Annotated in this window: 14 protein-coding genes; 4 read left to right on the top strand and 10 right to left on the bottom strand. The window is 64.3% G+C overall.

All coding sequences use genetic code 11. The features are described from left to right. Positions 1–23: 23 nt before the first annotated feature. Positions 24–1439 carry a dihydrolipoyl dehydrogenase gene (lpdA, locus tag CH306_RS13115; RefSeq protein WP_032393809.1) on the bottom strand — a complete coding sequence of 472 codons (1416 nt, stop codon included), beginning with the start codon at positions 1437–1439 and terminating at the stop codon, positions 24–26. Positions 1440–1554: 115 nt separating this feature from the next. On the opposite strand from lpdA, the gene CH306_RS13110 reads away from it, so the two are divergent. After that, on the top strand, positions 1555–3588 hold the full coding sequence (locus tag CH306_RS13110) for a prolyl oligopeptidase family serine peptidase (RefSeq protein ID WP_094646821.1): 2034 nt from the start codon (positions 1555–1557) through the stop codon (positions 3586–3588). A 3-nt stretch (positions 3589–3591) separates the two neighbouring features. Here the strand turns inward: CH306_RS13110 and CH306_RS13105 are convergent, their stop codons facing one another. The 3 genes from CH306_RS13105 to ppk2 form a co-directional block, all read right to left on the bottom strand. Beyond that, positions 3592–4662 (bottom strand): alpha/beta hydrolase, encoded by a 1071-nt coding sequence (locus CH306_RS13105; RefSeq protein WP_256981149.1) that lies wholly within the window; start codon positions 4660–4662, stop codon positions 3592–3594. A gap of 122 nt (positions 4663–4784) precedes the next feature. Then, positions 4785–5618 carry an alpha/beta hydrolase family protein gene (locus CH306_RS13100; protein ID WP_032393806.1) on the bottom strand — a complete coding sequence of 278 codons (834 nt, stop codon included), beginning with the start codon at positions 5616–5618 and terminating at the stop codon, positions 4785–4787. A gap of 971 nt (positions 5619–6589) precedes the next feature. Continuing rightward, positions 6590–7534 (bottom strand): polyphosphate kinase 2, encoded by a 945-nt coding sequence (ppk2, locus tag CH306_RS13095; protein WP_032393805.1) that lies wholly within the window; start codon positions 7532–7534, stop codon positions 6590–6592. 298 nt (positions 7535–7832) lie between these two features. Between ppk2 and CH306_RS13090 the strand changes: the two genes are divergently transcribed. Next, positions 7833–8036, top strand: coding sequence for a PspC domain-containing protein (locus CH306_RS13090; protein WP_032393804.1), 204 nt, complete (start codon positions 7833–7835; stop codon positions 8034–8036). Positions 8037–8093: 57 nt separating this feature from the next. Here CH306_RS13090 and CH306_RS29055 read toward each other — a convergent pair whose 3' ends face one another. Then, on the bottom strand, positions 8094–8249 hold the full coding sequence (locus CH306_RS29055) for a hypothetical protein (RefSeq protein ID WP_155290781.1): 156 nt from the start codon (positions 8247–8249) through the stop codon (positions 8094–8096). Between the two features lie 157 nt (positions 8250–8406). Beyond that, positions 8407–9813, bottom strand: coding sequence for a glucose-6-phosphate dehydrogenase (locus CH306_RS13085; protein WP_094646884.1), 1407 nt, complete (start codon positions 9811–9813; stop codon positions 8407–8409). A 60-nt stretch (positions 9814–9873) separates the two neighbouring features. Here CH306_RS13085 and CH306_RS13080 point away from each other — a divergent pair, with 60 nt between their 5' ends. Continuing rightward, positions 9874–10476 carry a hypothetical protein gene (locus CH306_RS13080; RefSeq protein ID WP_032394139.1) on the top strand — a complete coding sequence of 201 codons (603 nt, stop codon included), beginning with the start codon at positions 9874–9876 and terminating at the stop codon, positions 10474–10476. Here CH306_RS13080 and CH306_RS13075 read toward each other — a convergent pair. After that, on the bottom strand, positions 10473–11045 hold the full coding sequence (locus tag CH306_RS13075) for an isochorismatase family protein (protein WP_045198798.1): 573 nt from the start codon (positions 11043–11045) through the stop codon (positions 10473–10475). The two genes, CH306_RS13080 and CH306_RS13075, sit on opposite strands and share 4 nt — an antisense overlap. Before the next feature lie 21 nt (positions 11046–11066). Here CH306_RS13075 and CH306_RS13070 point away from each other — a divergent pair, with 21 nt between their 5' ends. Beyond that, a complete protein-coding gene (locus CH306_RS13070) occupies positions 11067–11873 on the top strand; it encodes an MOSC domain-containing protein (protein ID WP_094646819.1) in 807 nt (268 codons plus the stop codon). Between the two features lie 54 nt (positions 11874–11927). On the opposite strand, the gene CH306_RS13065 is transcribed toward CH306_RS13070, so the two are convergent. From CH306_RS13065 to aspA, 3 genes are read right to left on the bottom strand one after another with little or no spacing between them, the layout of a single operon-like run. Continuing rightward, positions 11928–12848, bottom strand: a complete 921-nt coding sequence (locus CH306_RS13065; RefSeq protein ID WP_230596608.1) for an asparaginase — start codon at positions 12846–12848, stop codon at positions 11928–11930. After that, positions 12841–14280 (bottom strand): amino acid permease, encoded by a 1440-nt coding sequence (locus CH306_RS13060; RefSeq protein WP_094646818.1) that lies wholly within the window; start codon positions 14278–14280, stop codon positions 12841–12843. Before CH306_RS13060 ends, CH306_RS13065 begins: the two co-directional genes overlap by 8 nt. A 4-nt stretch (positions 14281–14284) precedes the next feature. Then, a complete protein-coding gene (gene aspA / locus CH306_RS13055) occupies positions 14285–15724 on the bottom strand; it encodes an aspartate ammonia-lyase (RefSeq protein WP_032393800.1) in 1440 nt (479 codons plus the stop codon). Between the last annotated feature and the right edge of the window lie 7 nt (positions 15725–15731).

The raw sequence follows: 15731 nt of genomic DNA, 5'->3' as shown, positions 1-15731 counted from the left end.
CCCTCGTCGTCGTTCGGCTGGGATCAGAAGTTGATCATGTGCCCCGCGAGGCCGTGGATGGCCTCCTGCAGTGCCTCCGACAGCGTCGGGTGCGTGTGCACGTTGCGTGCCAGTTCGTTGACCGTGAGATCCCATTTCTGGGCGAGGGTCAGCTCGGGCAGCAGCTCGGAAACGTCCGGTCCGATGAGGTGACCGCCGAGCAGTTCGCCGTGCTCGGTGTCGGCGATGAGCTTGACGAAGCCGGTGGCGTCGCCCAGTCCGTGTGCCTTGCCGTTGGCGGCGAACGGGAAGTTCGCGACCTTGATGTCGGACCCGCGGGCCTGAGCCTCCTCGCGGGCCTGGTCCTCGGTGAGACCGAAGCTGGCGACCTGCGGCTGGCAGAACGTCGCACGCGGCATCATGCGGTAGTCGTCGATCGGCAATGTCTCTGCGCCGCCGATGGTTTCGGCAGCCACGACGGCCTGGGCCTCGGCCACGTGGGCGAGCTGCAGCTTGGCGGTGACGTCGCCGATGGCGTAGATGTGCGGCACGTTGGTCTGCATCGTGTTCGTGATGCCGATGGCACCGCGATCGGTGAGCTCGACGCCGGTCTTCTCCAGGCCGAATCCTTCGACGCGAGGCGCGAAGCCGACGGACTGCATCACCTTGTCGACGGTGAAGGTCTCGCTCTCACCGGACTTGTTGTGCTTGATCGCGACGGTGACCTTGGAGCCGTCGTCGTCGATGCTCTGCACGCCTGCGCCGGTGATGACCTTGACGCCGAGCTTCTTGTACTGCTTCTCGATTTCCTTCGAGACGTCCTTGTCCTCGTTGGGGAGCGCGCGATCGAGGAACTCGACGATGGTGACGTCGACTCCGTAGTTCTTGAGGACGTAGCCGAACTCCATGCCGATCGCGCCGGCACCGACGATGAGGATCGAACCCGGCAGATCCTTCGTCATGATCTGCTCTTCGTACGTGACGACGTTCTCGCTCAGTTCCGTGCCGGGAAGCAGCTTGGTGGTGCTGCCCGTCGCGATGATCGCGTTGTCGAACGTGATCGTCTCGGTACCACCCTTTGTCAGCTCGACCTCGATGGTGTTGGCATCGGTGAACGTGCCCTTGCCGTCGTACTCGGGGATCTTGTTCTTCTTCATCAGGAAGTGGATGCCCTTGACGCGGCCGTCGGCAACCTTGCGGCTCCGATCGAAGGCTGCGCCGAAGTCGAAGGAGGCTTCACCCGAGATGCCGAACAGCTTGGCCTCTTTGGTGAAGAGGTGCGCCAGCTCGGCGTTACGGAGAAGGGCCTTCGAGGGGATGCAGCCGACATTCAGGCACACACCGCCCCAGTACTTCTTCTCGATGATGGCAGTGCTGAGTCCGAGTTGTGCCGCGCGGATAGCAGCGACGTACCCACCGGGACCGGCTCCGAGGACAACGACGTCATAGTGTGAGGTCACGAGTCCCCAGCGTAGTCGTGCCGTCCGACGCTGTCTCGACCTGGTCTTCGTTACCAGCCGGTAGCCACGCGAGCGCCGACCACCCCGACGGCCCGAGTGCTGCTAGAACTGTGGAATGGCAATCTCGGACGACCCGTACCTCTGGCTCGAAGACGTCACCGGCGACGCTGCGCTCGCGTGGGTGCGCGAGAAGAACGAGGTGACGGTCGAGGCGCTGAGCGGGACGGCGTTCGAGGCCACCGAGGCGAGCATCCGAGAAATTCTCGACACCGACGCGCGCATTCCGTACGCCCGTCGGCGCGGACGATTTCTGTACAACTTCTGGCGCGACGCCGAACACGTCCGCGGCCTGTGGCGTCGAACCACGATGGACGAGTACCGAACCGAGAATCCGGCGTGGGACGTGCTGCTCGATCTCGATGCGCTGGCCGCGAGCGAGGACGAGAACTGGGTGTGGGGTGGCGCTCAGGTGCTGCGCCCCGATCAACGGCTGGCTCTGGTGACGCTCTCTCGCGGCGGCGCCGATGCAACGGTGGTCCGCGAGTTCGATCTGGACTCCCACACCTTCCGCGCCCCGGAGAACGGCGGATTCGCCCTACCCGAGGCAAAGACGGACATCGGGTGGATCGACGCTGACACCGTCTTCGTCGGAACGGATTTCGGACCGGGCTCGCTCACCGAGTCGGGCTATCCGCGCATCACGAAGCGGTGGCATCGCGGTACCTCGGTCGACGAGGCCGAGACCGTGTACGAGGGTGCGGCACAGGACATCTCGATCTCCGCCTGGCACGATCGCACCCCCGGCTTCGAACGCGACTTCGTCCAGCGCGCCACCGACTTCTACAACTCCGAGACCTACGTGCTCGACGGGTCCACGTTGACCCGGATCCCGACGCCCACCGACGCGTCGACCTCGGTGCACGAGAACTGGTTGCTGGTTCGCACGATGACGCCGTGGGCGGTGGGCGACGAAACCTATCCGGCCGGCGCACTTCTCGCTGCGGATTTCGACGAGTTCGTCTCCGGCACGATCGCTCTCACCGTTCTCTTCGCTCCCGATGCGCACACCTCCCTGCACCAGTACGCCTGGACCGAGAATCACCTGCTGCTGGTGACCTTGCAGGACGTACGGACGCAGTTGCACGTCCTCACCCCCGGCGAGAAGGAGTGGGCAACCGGCACGATCGACGGGTTGTCGGATCTGACCTCCACCGAGATCATCGGAACCGACGCCGAGGAGAACGGTGACGAGTTCTTCCTCTCCTCGTCCGGCTATCTCACTCCGGCGACATTGCTGGTGGGCACCGTGGGCGGTGAACTCGAAGTTCTCAAGCAGGCTCCGGCGTTCTTCGACGCCGACGGCCTGACGGTGGAACAGTTCTTCGCACGGTCCGACGACGGTACCGACATCCCCTACTTCGTCGTCCGACGCGCCGATTCCGGTCCCGGACCGACGCTGCTCTACGGTTACGGCGGCTTCGAGATCTCGATGACGCCCGGCTACAGCGGTGCGACCGGACGGGCGTGGCTCGAACGTGGCGGCACCTACGTCGTCGCGAACATCCGCGGCGGCGGAGAGTACGGGCCGTCCTGGCACACCCAGGTCCTGCGCGCCGGACGCCATCTGGTGCACGAGGACTTCGCCGCTGTCGCGCGCGACCTCGTCACCCGCGGCATCACCACCACCGAGCAGTTGGCCGCGCAAGGCGGGAGCAACGGCGGTCTGTTGATGGGCATCATGGTGACGAAGTACCCGGAACTGTTCGGCGCGTTGGTATGTCAGGTCCCGCTGCTGGACATGAAGCGGTACCACCTGTTGCTCGCGGGGGCGTCCTGGGTGGCCGAGTACGGCAACCCCGACGACGCGGACGAGTGGGAGTTCATCTCGCAGTACTCCCCGTACCAGAACGTCGTCGCCGCATCCGAACGTCGGTATCCGCCGATTCTGATCGCCACGTCGACCCGCGACGATCGCGTCCATCCCGGACATGCACGCAAGATGGCGGCTCGATTGGCCGAACTCGGCCACGACGTCAGCTACTACGAGAACATCGAAGGTGGGCACGGCGGGGCGTCGGACAACGCGCAGTTGGCGTTCAAGACCGCGTTGACCTACGAGTTTCTGTGGCGACACCTCGCTCGTAGCTGACGGTCAGGCAGCGAGAGCGTCCTCGAACATCGGCCAGGAATCGTGCAGATCGTTCTGCCAGTAACCCCACGAGTGGGTGCCGCGGTCACGCAACTCGAAGTGGGCCGGGATGTCGAGCTGCTCGAGGGCCGTCTTCAACCTGCGAGTGCAGTCTCCGGTTGCCACCTCGATGGCACCGCCCACGACCATCTGGTTGAGCAACACGAAGCCGGTTCCGTTGGGGTTCGTACCGTCGAGGGTGTCCGATGCTCCCGCCAGCCCGCTGCCGTTCGAGATGTACAGCGCTGTGCCACGCAACTTTTCGGCATTGATCACCGCATCGTTGCGTACCCAGTCCTGATGATCGTCCGGCCCCCACATGTTCGTGACGTTCGCGCCGAGCGCCATGGACACGACCGTCTTGACGTAAGCCCGGCCCAACGCGTCGGTGGTCGACGCGCATCCGCTGTAGGAACCGACGGCACGGTAGAGCCCCTGGTGGTGAGCGGCCAGGTTCAGGACCGAGGTCGCGGCCATCGAGATACCGGCAATTGCGTTGCGGCCGTTGGTATCGAGCAGATCGTCGACGAGCGGTGGGAGTTCGGCGGTCAGGAAGGTTTCCCACTTGTTGCGCCCGAGCCTCGGATCGTCCTGCTGCCAGTCGGTGTAGTAGGAGTAGGCCCCTCCGACCGGGGTCACCACATTGACGTTCTTGTCGGCGAAGAACGACACGACATCGGTCTGGGTGTACCAGTCCATTCCGTCGAGTCCGCCGCCCGCGCCGTTGAGCAGGTACAGCGTGGGGCTCGGAGCCGTCCGATCGGGAGATCGCAGAATCTTCAGTGGGATCGTCCGGTCCATCGCGGCCGAGTGAACGAATGCCGTCATGGCGACGTCGTCGGTCACCTCGGTGCGCACCACGTACGACTCCGTCGGACCGGACGTCTCCTCGGCCGGGGTCGCGGAGGCGAGCGGGTGCGCCACCGCCGCGGCGCAGGCCACCACGCATACGACGACCACTCTGCGTAGCGCCCTCGATCGGAGAAACTGCTCCCCACCACCGATTCGACGAACAGAATCCCCCAGGCCGCTCATAGTCGTGCTCGCTATCGTCGTTCACACAATTGTTGGTTCAAAGACTTTGTACACCAAAACGAACCAGAAGCATGTGCAAACGTACGAAAACCTGTGGATTACCCAGTTCGGATCCGAACCCGTCAGCGATGCATCCACTCCGCCACGAGGTCGGCGACCGCCGTGGGGCTACGGATCCACCCGTTGTGTCCGAGTGGCTCGTCGACGTGCACCGAGGTGACTTCGGCACGGGCAAGCTTGCGTACGAGGTTGTCCATCGAGCCACGGGGTGCGAGGTCGTCGCCTTCGATGGTGACTGCGAGCACCGGAAGCGTCAGACGGCCCATCCGTTCCTCGTAGTCCATGTCCGCTCCCGCCGGTTCGATTGTCCCGGTCCGCGCGAACCGGGACCAGTCGTCGATCAGAACCCTCGACTGACGGCCGAACCCGCCGATACCGATCCGATCTCCCGGCCAGAACCCGGCGATGCTGCTGGTGATCGCCATCGCTGCGGCACCCACGTACAGCGGGACGCCGCGGGTGGTGCCGAATCCGCGGTGGTAGGGCGAACCCGACGCCACCAGGATCAGTCCGCCGAGCCTGCCCCTGATGCGGGCGGCGTACATCGCACCGAGCTGGCCGCCCATGCTGTGGCCGAGCAGGAACGGCGTCGCTTCCGGGAACTGCTCGCGAACCACCTCGAATATCGCCGGGAAGTCGACCGAAACCAGTTCCTGGTAGCCGTAGCGACTCGCCGAACTCGGCTTCGGCACGCTGTCCCCCTGACCCCGGAGATCGCCGATCGCAGCATGGAAACCGCGCGCGACGAGAGCCTCGGCGAACAGCCGGTAGTAGCCACCGGGAATGCCGAGGCCGGGAAGAACGACGATCACGGGTGCATCGTCACGGCCCTCACCGGGGAACAGTGACACCGGCACGGTCGAACCGTCGGGCATCTGAATCGGAACCGTCTGCATCGGCTCACCCTATGACGGGTGCAACCATGCATCCCCCCAGGGCTCGTGTTCACCGGATCGCCGGCCAATCATCGAGTGGTGCAGATCTTTTCGGTCGAACGAATGACATCTCCAACGAATGCACGTCGAACGACGAGAGCCGGGCCCGACGATGCGGACCCGGCTCGAAGCCGTGAATCAGGAAGTCATGAGTCAGGAGGGCAGGCCGGGGATTTCGACGGCCGAGCCGCTACCTTCCGAGCTACCGAGAGCGAGCAACTGCAGCAGGATTGCGAGCAACTCCATGAAAACTCCTTCGAGAGAGGGGGATTCGATGCCGAGACAGCATCGCGAACCGTCACGAGTTCATCGGACGTAGAGATCCGTGCAGCCGTTGGGCCGCAGGCCCAACGGCGCGGCGGTCGGTCAGTCCGAGGAGGAGCTGATTCCCGAGAAGAGCTGGAGGAAAATTGCGAGGAGGTCACCGAGTTCAGCGGACATGCGAAATACTCCTTCTTCGAGGGGGTGTGCAGATCGCCTGTGACGGATGTCACGCGATGATCTCTGCAAGAAGATTTGTACCGCAGTCGGTCTCGGTTTGTACACGGAAACAACAGTAAAAGTCGAAAATCTTGGTGCGGTGTCACAAAACGGTGACGGTACCGACCGTGGCCGCCCCCGACGAACGGTCACGGCCACGGTCGACACGGACGAACTACGCCGCGCTACCCGACGTCAGCACGCCGACGATCTGATCGACGATCGCGTCGACGATGCCGTCGTAGACGCCGGTGGCGATGTCGGAGATGAACTGCGCTGCTGAACCCATGAGAACTCCTGTTACTCGTGTGCAAGGACAGCCGTAGGCAATACGACCTCGTTCGTTCCTACCGCACCGACGATGACGGTGCATAGCCCGGTACCAACTCGAGACATCGAAGATCCACTACCGCAACGACTTACCGGATATTGCACCATATTACGCGGCAAAACTACTCGCCGATCACGTCTTTCGCGCGCCCCACGAGCAGAGGGTCTGTTTCACCGACTATTTCGGAATCCTTGTTCGCGTAGTCGAATTTGTTGAGCACGAAGCGCATGGCGTTGATCCGAGCCCGCTTCTTGTCGTTGCTCTTGACGACCGTCCACGGCGCGACATCGGTGTCGGTGGCACGGAAGTTCTCCTCCTTCGCCGCGGTGTAGGCATCCCACTTGTCCAGCGAGGCAAGGTCCATGGGCGAGAGCTTCCATTGCCGCACCGGGTCGACCTGCCGGATGGCGAAGCGGGTGCGCTGCTCGTGCTGCGACACCGAGAACCAGAACTTGGTCAAGCTGATGCCCTCGTCGACGAGCATCTGCTCGAACAGCGGTGCCTGCCGAACGAACTGAGCATGCTGCTCGTCGGTGCAGAACCCCATGACCCGCTCGACGCCCGCCCGGTTGTACCAGGACCTGTCGAACATGACGATCTCCCCGGCCGCGGGCAGATGTGCGATGTAGCGCTGAAAGTACCACTCGGTCGACTCACGAGCCGACGGCTTCTCCAGCGCGACCACGCTGGCACCGCGCGGGTTGAGGTGTTCCATGAATCGCTTGATCGTGCCGCCCTTACCGGCGGCATCTCGGCCCTCGAAGATGATGACGTGCCGTCGCCCGGTCTCCTTGGTCCACATCTGCAGCTTGAGGAGTTCGATCTGCAGAAGACGCTTCTCCAGTTCGTACTCGGCACGCGTCATACGCTCGTCGTACGGGTAGTTCTCGCGCCAGGTGTCGACGACGTGGCCGTCGGGGACGGTCAGCAGTACCGGATCGTCGTCATCGGAGTCGTCGACGGTGAAGCCCGACGTGTCGGCAAGATCCACGGCTGTCGTGATGTCGAGCAGGTCGCTCAGGTTGGTACGCGCAGCCGTCCCGTTGCGGAGATCGTTGTCGGTCATGGGCCGAAAGTTAGTGCTCATCGGTGACCGATCCATGTCGGTTCGGTGAACACCCGATGCATCCGGTTTCACCGCAGGCGCTACCCGGTCCGCAAGGGGGACGAACCGGGTAGTGCCTGCTCGTGAACTCGCCGATCTCGTGCGACCGTATCGGCCGTCACAGCGGTAGGTCCAGGGGTCTGCCCGGAAAAGTCGACGATCTTGTTCGAGCGCCGATTTCGGACCGTTCGTTTGTCGGGGTCTATATGGGTGAAATCCCCGATGCGCCGAAAGGTGTTGCTGATGCAGACTTTTCAGCATGACATTCGAGAGCGGTTCCCCCAGAGAGTTCACCAGGTCGAGTTCGCAGAAGATGATGGGAGGTGTATGCGGCGGAGTTGCCGAATATTTCGGCTGGGACGTCAACATCGTCCGACTCGCGACCGTTGCCGGCGCAGTCCTGACCGGCGGCACCGTCGTGCTGATCTACCTCGCGGCGTTGATGTTGATGCCGCTCCGATGAAGCCCGAACGCGACGAAGCCCCGGACCTCGACAACAGGTCCGGGGCCCCGCGGCCGACTACTCGGCGACGCTGGAGAGTCCTTCGGCGCTTCCGGTGAAGAGCTCGGTGATCGCGTCGGAGATGCCTGCAGCGATGCCGTCGGTGATGATTCCGCCGAGGCCGCCGCCTTCGGTGCCGCCGCCGAGCAGACCGGTGATGAGATCGAGAAGCATGGAGTGAGCACCTTTCGGAGAAACGACGAGGCCTGGTTGAAGATTGGACCGGGCGGCAGAAATATAACGCGCCCGTTCTGTCCGATCCGCCGTTTGCCCGAAAAAGTCCCGCTCCCCGTTTGTTGCCGGAAAAAACTTCCGCGCGGTTGCGCGCGAACTACTCCTGTCCGGTGATCAACCAGCCGCACGGTTCGGCGAGCTCGTCGGCCTCGGCGGGTCCCATCGAACCGGGCGAGTAGCTCTTCACCTCGGGCGGGTTGCTCAGCAACGGGGCGGCGACGTCCCAGACGTGCGCCAGACCGTCCGGCCTGGTGAACAACGACCGGTCTCCACTGAGCACATCGAGGATCAAGCGCGCGTACGGGCTCAGCGGCTCGGCGTCGGGCACCGACTTCAGCGGCAGCGCCAGATGCCCCACCGACAGATCGAAATCCGGGCCCGGTTCCTTGACCGTCATGGCGATGTCGATGCTGCCGTCACCCGAGAGGTCGAACGAGAGCACAGTGCCGTCCTCGGGCAGTCCGGTGAGCGGACTGTCGGCCGGTTTACCGAACACCAACGACACGCGCTGCTGGCTCACGCCCAACATCTTTCCGGTGCGGAGCAGAAACGGGACTCCGCGCCACCGGTCGGTGTCGACCCACAACTTCGCCGCGACGAACGTGTCGACCTTCGAATCGTCGGCGACGCCCTCGACATCGCGGTAGCCGTCGTACTGACCGAGAACCACCTCGCCGGTGTCCAGCGGCCGGAACTGCCCGATCACGGTCTCACGCGCCGATTGCAGATCCTCGGCCTTCAGCGATGCGGGCGGCTCCATCGCGACCTCCGCGGCAACCTGGAACAGATGGGTGACGAGCATGTCCAACACGGCACCGGTGGCGTCGTAGAACTCGGCGCGGTCGTCGATGTCGAGCGTCTCGGGGACGTCGATCTGTACCTGCGCGACGTGTTCGGAGTTCCAGATTCCGCTGATCATGCCGTTCGCGAACCGCAGCACATGGAGGTTCTGCGTCGCCTCCTTGCCGAGGAAGTGATCGATGCGATAGACCTGGTTTTCCTCGACCACCTCGTGCACGGCCTTGTCGAGTTCCTCGAAGTTGCTCTGCGAGGTACCGAAGGGCTTTTCGTAGACCACCCGGGAGCCGTCGGCCAGATCGTGTGCTCCCAAGGCCTTCGTGTAGTCGACGAAGGTGCTCGGCGGCAGAGCGATGTAGTGCACCAGCTGGGCGTCGTCGCCGACGTCCTTCTTCGCGTCGACGACGACCTCGGGCAACTTACCGGGATCGTCGACGGTGAAGCCGTTGCCCGCGAAGCGGATTCGCTCGGAGAACGTCGTCCAATCATCCTCGGCCACATTCTCGGCGAACTCGTCGAGGACGCTGCGTACGTGATCGCGGAACTCGTCGTCGGAGGTGTCCTTGCGGCCGTTGCCGATCAGAACCCATTTCTCCGGGAGCAGGCCTTCGAGATGGAGTTGGTAGAACGACGGCAGGACCATTCGCTTCGCGAGGTCTCCGGTTGCGCCGAAAAGGACGAATACAGTGGGTTGCGAGGACGCCATGACCTCCACTATGCACCGCACAGTTTGGGCGCGCACAGTGCCGACGAGTGAGAGTGCATGATGACCAGATCACGGTTTCACGGTGAGATCTACGGGGTAGGCACAACGTCCGGCGTGCGCATCGTCGTCGGGCATTGGACGCGATCGCCGCTGGGCGAATTCACCGACGTCATGATCCAATTCGCGGACGGCAGACGCCTGCTCGTCGCGCCCGACGAGGACGTTCGGGAATTCGTCACCGCCACATACACCTTCGACGCCACCGAACTCGTACCGGTGACATTCACCGCTCAGCAGGATGGTTGGCGGTCGGTGACAGCGGGTGACCTGTCCGTGAGAATCCGCGTTGCCGGACCCACCGTGCTCGGCCGCGCGCTGAGCCTCGTCCCCGACGTGGTGTCGACAGCACCGTGGTTCTGCGCGATCAGCGATCCCATCGCCCGAGTGATACTGCGCGGAGTCCGCACCCGCGGCAGCGCGGGCGGGGGCCGACGTGAGTACTACGGTGCCAGGCACCAACACCGCGTCACCGACGTGCAGGCCTCGTGGCAGGGCGAGGACCTCGGATCACTGACCCCGGTCACTCCCCCGGTGACCTTCGGATTCGGCAGCACCCCGGCGGCACCGTCGGTCACATCCATCACCACGACGATCGACAGTTAGACCACCACGGCGCCGGACGCCCGCAGATCGTCGAGGGCAGCGGCCGACGACTCCGGCGCAACTCCCGCGACGAGGTCGGTGAGAACACGGACGTCGAGCTTCTCGGCCACAGCGTCTTTCGCCGACGCCAGAACGCAGTAGTCGGTCGCAAGCCCGACGACGTCGATGTCGGTGACCTCGTTGGCGGTGAGTATCTCGGCGAGGGACGTCCCGTCGTCGGTGACACCCTCGAATGCCGAGTACGACGGTTTGCCCTGCCCCTTGTAGACGTGGACGTCCACCGAACCGGTCGCGTAATCGGGGTGATACTCGGCTCCGACGGTGCCCGCGACGCAGTGCACCGGCCACGTGGTGACGAAGTCCGGGGCGGCGTCGGTGGCGAAGTGTCCGCCGTTGTCGCCCTCGGCGTCGTGCCAATCTCGCGAGGAGACCACGAGGTCGTACTCGTCCCCGTGGCGCGCGAGGTACGCGCTGATCCTGCGCGCGACTTCCGCGCCGCCGGTCACCGCAAGCGCGCCGCCTTCGGTGAAGTCGTTCTGCACATCCACTACCAACAGAGCACGAGTCATGGATCCCAGTATCCTCGACGGGTGCGCGTGTCGTCTCTGGTGACCTACCCCGTCAAAGGATGTGCCGGTGCCGTGCTCGATGCGGCCCAGGTGAGTGCCACCGGCCTCGAACACGATCGATCGTTCATGATCGTCGATGCGGACGGCGCATTCCGCAGTCAACGCACCGACCCCGTGCTCGCGGTCGTCCGCTGTTCGGTGGGCGACGGAACGTTGACGCTCGAGCACGACACGTCCGGATCGGTGACCGTGTCGGTGGACCGCGATTCCGAGGCGCGAGACATCACGATGTTCCGCAGCCCGATGCGCGGGATCGATCAGGGCGACGACGTCGCCGACTGGCTCACCGACGTCATCGGAGAACCCTCACGCCTCGTCGCCGCACCGCGCGACCTCGACCGCGTCACCGACGGAATCCGGCCAGGATCAGCACAATTCGCCGACAGCTCTGCGGTGCACATCATCTCGACCGCCACCTTGGCCGGGCTCAATTCACGCCTCGACGTCCCGCTGCCGATGGATCGCTTCCGGCCCAACATCGTCGTCGACGGCTGGGACTCCCCGCACCGGGAAGACGAGGTGCGGGACGTGACCATCGGCGGGGCGCGATTGGCCTACACCAAACTCGCCATCCGCTGCGCCGTCACCACGGTCGAGCAGTCCACCGGTGTGCGCACCGGTCCGGAACCGCTGCGCACGCTCGGCGACTACCGCCGCGGTCGGCAGAAGGGCGTCGCTTTCGGGTCGAAGTTCTCGGTGGTGCAGGACGGCACGGTGACCGTCGGGGACGAGCTACACGTCGCGAGTTGGGGCGAGTCGGAGCTGTAGCTCGGCTGTGGTGTGCTGAGTGTCCCCTTTTCGGTTCCGTGGGCGGGTTTCCGCTCACGCGAAGGAATTGTGGACAACCACGTCACTCGCTCCGGTGGCAATCAGCGCCGCCAACTGGATCCGCGCCTGCCCCGCCCGCAGTTCGCGGGAGAACACCGCACCCGCATCGAGGAGATCGTGGCCACCCCCACCGCCGCCGTACGTCGGCGAGGTCTCGCCGAACGGAACCCGCGTCGTGACCACCACGTGCACCCCGGCGGCCACTGCCTCCTTCACCGCATGGACGACGCGGGCGTTGGTGTTGCCCGAACCCGTCGCCTCGAGCACGATGCCCGACGCCCCGGCCTCGCGGCACGTGTCGATCTGCAGTCCGTCGGCCCCGGGATAGAGGGCGACGATGTCGACGCGAATCCCGGCAATGGGCTTCCACTGCAGGGGTTTCGGCCGAGGCAGCGCCGCCGACCGAAAGGCATCGAGTTCGGTGGTGTGCTTCTTGATCGCGCCGCGCGCCGGCAGCAAACGACCGCCGAACGCGATCAGAACACCGGGCTCGGACTGCGCGGCCGCCACCGCCGCGGCGATGTTGCTCGGGCCGTCCGGATCGGGATGATCGGCCGTGCGCTGTGCACCGGTGAAGACCACCGGACGTTCGTCGTCGTGGAACAGATCGACGTAGAGCGCCGACTCCTCCATGGTGTCGGTGCCGTGCAACACCACCACTCCGGCGCATCCGTCCTCGGCCAGCGCGTCCGCGACCGCAGTGCGAATGGTGTCGAGATCGGCGAAGTCCAACGCCGAGCTGTCCTTCGACATCACCTCGTGCACCCGAACACCGTCGACATCGACCCCGATGCCGGCGACCGGACGAGAGACACCGTGCTCGTCGCGACTGCTGGCAATCGTGCCGCCTGTGGTCAACAAGGCGACATGCTCGGCGCTCTCCGGTCGTTCCTGCAGGCTCCACTCCTCAGTCACTGCGCGCCGCCATCTCTCGAATTCGCTTGCGGCACAGAAACCATCCTCCGACGAGCATCGGCGCGATGAGCAGGATCGACGCCACCGTCCAGGTACCGACCGGTTTGTCGAAGGCCATCAGCACGAGTACACACGCCAGGAAGCCTAGCGTTGCGTATCCGGTGTACGGGGCACCGAAGAGCTTGAACGCAGGTCGGGTGACCGCACCGGTTCTCGACAGCGACCAGAACTTCAACTGACACGCCACGATGACGGCCCAGGCGCTGATGATGCCCAGAGCGGCAAGGTTCAGCACGATCTCGAATGCCTGCGCCGGAACCACGGCGTTGAGCACGACGCCGAGCAGCGTCACCACCGACGTCAGTGCGATGCCGCCGTACGGCACACCCGACTTGTTCATCCGCGCGGCGAACGAGGGGGCCGAGCCGGCGACCGCCATCGAATGCAGGATGCGTCCGGTCGAGTACAGCCCGGCATTGAGGGAGGACAACGCTGCGGTGAGGACGACGAGGTTCATGATCGCGTCCGCGCCTTCGACGTCTATCGCTCCGAAGAACGTCACGAACGGACTCTCACCGGCTCGATAGGCGGTGTACGGCAACAGCAGTGACAGCAGCAGCACCGAGCCGACGTAGAACACGACGATACGGATGATGACGGTGTTGATCGCCTTCGGTATCACCTTCTCGGGATTCTGCGTCTCACCGGCCGCCGTGCCGACCAGCTCGATCGAGGCGTAGGCGAACACCACTCCCTGGATCACCACGATGGCAGGCAGCAGTCCGTTGGGAATCAGCCCGCCGTTGTCGGTGAGCACGCTCAGACCCGGCTCTTGTCCGTCGATGGGAGTGCCGAAGATGACGTAATAGGTGCCGATGGCCAAGAAAGTCACCAGTGCGACGACTTTGATGAGCGCGAACCAGAACTCCAGCTCTCCGAACACCTTGACCGACACCAGGTTCAGCCCGAGCACGAGCACCAGGCCTGCGAGCGCGAAGACCCATTGATCGACGTTGCCGAGTGGAGCCCAGTATTTCTTGAAGAAGTTCATGTAGAGCGCCACGGCCGTCACGTCGACCACCGCTGTCATCGCCCAGTTCATCCAGTACAGCCAGCCGGCCGCGAAAGCGACTTTCTCGCCGAAGAATTCGCGCGAATACGAGACGAAGGATCCCGACGACGGGCGGTGCATCACCAGCTCACCCAGTGCGCGCAGAATCAGGAATGCGAAGAATCCGCACAGCGCGTACACCAGAACCAGGGCAGGTCCGGCGTCGCGCAGTCGCCCGCCCGCGCCCATGAACAGTCCGGTGCCGATCGCGCCGCCGATGGCGATCATCTGGATCTGGCGAGGGGCCAGCTCTTTTCGGTAGCCCAGGTCTTCTTCACTGAAGGCCTTGGCGGTGTCGACACTCCGGTTCTCTGTACTCATCGCGTTACCTCGTCGACGTCTCGGGAGCAACGGAATGCTCGGTGGGAGCCACCCGCAGATTCGCGAGGTGCTCGGGGCTCAGGAGTCGGTCCAGCTCGTCCCGGGCCAACAGACCCTTCTCGAGTACGAGGTCGACCACGTTTCGACCACTGACCAACGCCTCCTGGGCAATAGCAGTCGATTCCACGTATCCGAGATACGGGCTCAGCGCGGTGATCAGGCCGATGGAGTTCTCCACGCGCTCACGCAGCAGGTCGACGTTGGCGGTGATGCCGTCGACACACCGATGCGCGACGGTTCGGCATGCGGCGCTCAGGTGCGCCATACCGTCGGACAGGGACTTGACGATGATCGGCTCGAATGCGTTGAGCTGCAACTGTCCCGCCTCTGCCGCCATGGTGATGGTGACGTCGTGACCGATCACCTCGTAGGCAACCTGATTGAGTACCTCGGGGATGACGGGGTTGACCTTGCCGGGCATGATCGACGAACCCGCCTGCATCGGAGGCAGATTGATCTCGTTGAAGCCCGCGCGTGGCCCGGAGGACAACAGCCGGAGGTCGTTGCAGATCTTCGACAGCTTCACCGCGACCCGCTTGAGAACGCCGGACAGGTGCACGAACTGACCGACGTCCTGCGTTGCCTCGATCAGATCCGTCGCGGTCACCAGAGGCAGGCCGGTGATGGTCCGCAGATGTGCGACGGCCGATTCGGTGTAGCCGGCGGGAGCGTTCAGTCCGGTGCCGATGGCGGTGGCTCCGAGGTTGATCTCGTGCACCAGCAGTGCCGCTTCCTCGAGTCGCGAGCAGTCCTCGTCGATCATGACCGCGTAGGTACCGAACTCCTGGCCGAGGGTCATCGGCACTGCATCCTGCAGCTGCGTGCGGCCCATCTTGACGACGGTGGCGAACTCGGTTGCCTTGCGGCCGAACGAGTCTCGCAACACCTTCATCGAGGCGATCAGCTCGTGGACGGCGAAGACGGTCGCGATGTTGACCGACGTCGGGTACACGTCGTTGGTGGACTGCGACGCGTTCACGTGCTCGTTGGGGTGCAGCATGCTGTAGTCGCCGTGCGGGTGCCCGAGAATTTCCAGGGCGCGGTTGGCGATGACCTCGTTGGCGTTCATGTTGGTCGAGGTGCCCGCGCCACCCTGGATGACGTCGACGACGAACTCCTCGTGCCACTGACCGTCGAGAATTTCCTGACACGCCGTACGGATCGCTTCCCCGCGGGTGGCGTCGAGAATTCCGAGATCCTGATTGGCCGACGCGGCGGCCCACTTCACTGCCGCGAGACCGCGAACGAGGTGCGCATTGGTGGAGATCGGACGCCCGGTGATGGGGAAGTTCTCGAGGGCGCGCAGGGTGTGGATTCCCCAATACACGCTGTTCGGGATTTCGCGTTCCCCGAGAAGATCCTTCTCGATGCGGGTATCGGCCACGGTGCGC

The sequence above is a fragment of the Rhodococcus sp. 15-725-2-2b genome (genome assembly GCF_002259075.1).
GTDB lineage: Bacteria > Actinomycetota > Actinomycetes > Mycobacteriales > Mycobacteriaceae > Rhodococcoides.
Note: the sequence above shows the minus strand (reverse complement) of the source record. Positions and strands in the feature narration are given on the sequence as shown.

Excerpts from the sequence above, each read along its gene's own strand:
- CH306_RS13110 (WP_094646821.1), top strand. The coding sequence starts at position 1,555 with ATGGCAATCTCGGACGACCCGTACCTCTGGCTCGAAGACGTCACCGGC.
- CH306_RS13100 (WP_032393806.1), bottom strand. The coding sequence starts at position 5,618 with ATGCAGACGGTTCCGATTCAGATGCCCGACGGTTCGACCGTGCCGGTG.
- ppk2 (WP_032393805.1), bottom strand. The coding sequence starts at position 7,534 with ATGACCGACAACGATCTCCGCAACGGGACGGCTGCGCGTACCAACCTG.
- CH306_RS13060 (WP_094646818.1), bottom strand. The coding sequence starts at position 14,280 with ATGAGTACAGAGAACCGGAGTGTCGACACCGCCAAGGCCTTCAGTGAA.
- CH306_RS29055 (WP_155290781.1), bottom strand. The coding sequence starts at position 8,249 with ATGCTTCTCGATCTCATCACCGGTCTGCTCGGCGGCGGCACCGAAGGC.
- CH306_RS13090 (WP_032393804.1), top strand. The coding sequence starts at position 7,833 with ATGACATTCGAGAGCGGTTCCCCCAGAGAGTTCACCAGGTCGAGTTCG.
- CH306_RS13075 (WP_045198798.1), bottom strand. The coding sequence starts at position 11,045 with ATGACTCGTGCTCTGTTGGTAGTGGATGTGCAGAACGACTTCACCGAA.
- CH306_RS13085 (WP_094646884.1), bottom strand. The coding sequence starts at position 9,813 with ATGGCGTCCTCGCAACCCACTGTATTCGTCCTTTTCGGCGCAACCGGA.
- CH306_RS13080 (WP_032394139.1), top strand. The coding sequence starts at position 9,874 with ATGACCAGATCACGGTTTCACGGTGAGATCTACGGGGTAGGCACAACG.
- CH306_RS13105 (WP_256981149.1), bottom strand. The coding sequence starts at position 4,662 with ATGAGCGGCCTGGGGGATTCTGTTCGTCGAATCGGTGGTGGGGAGCAG.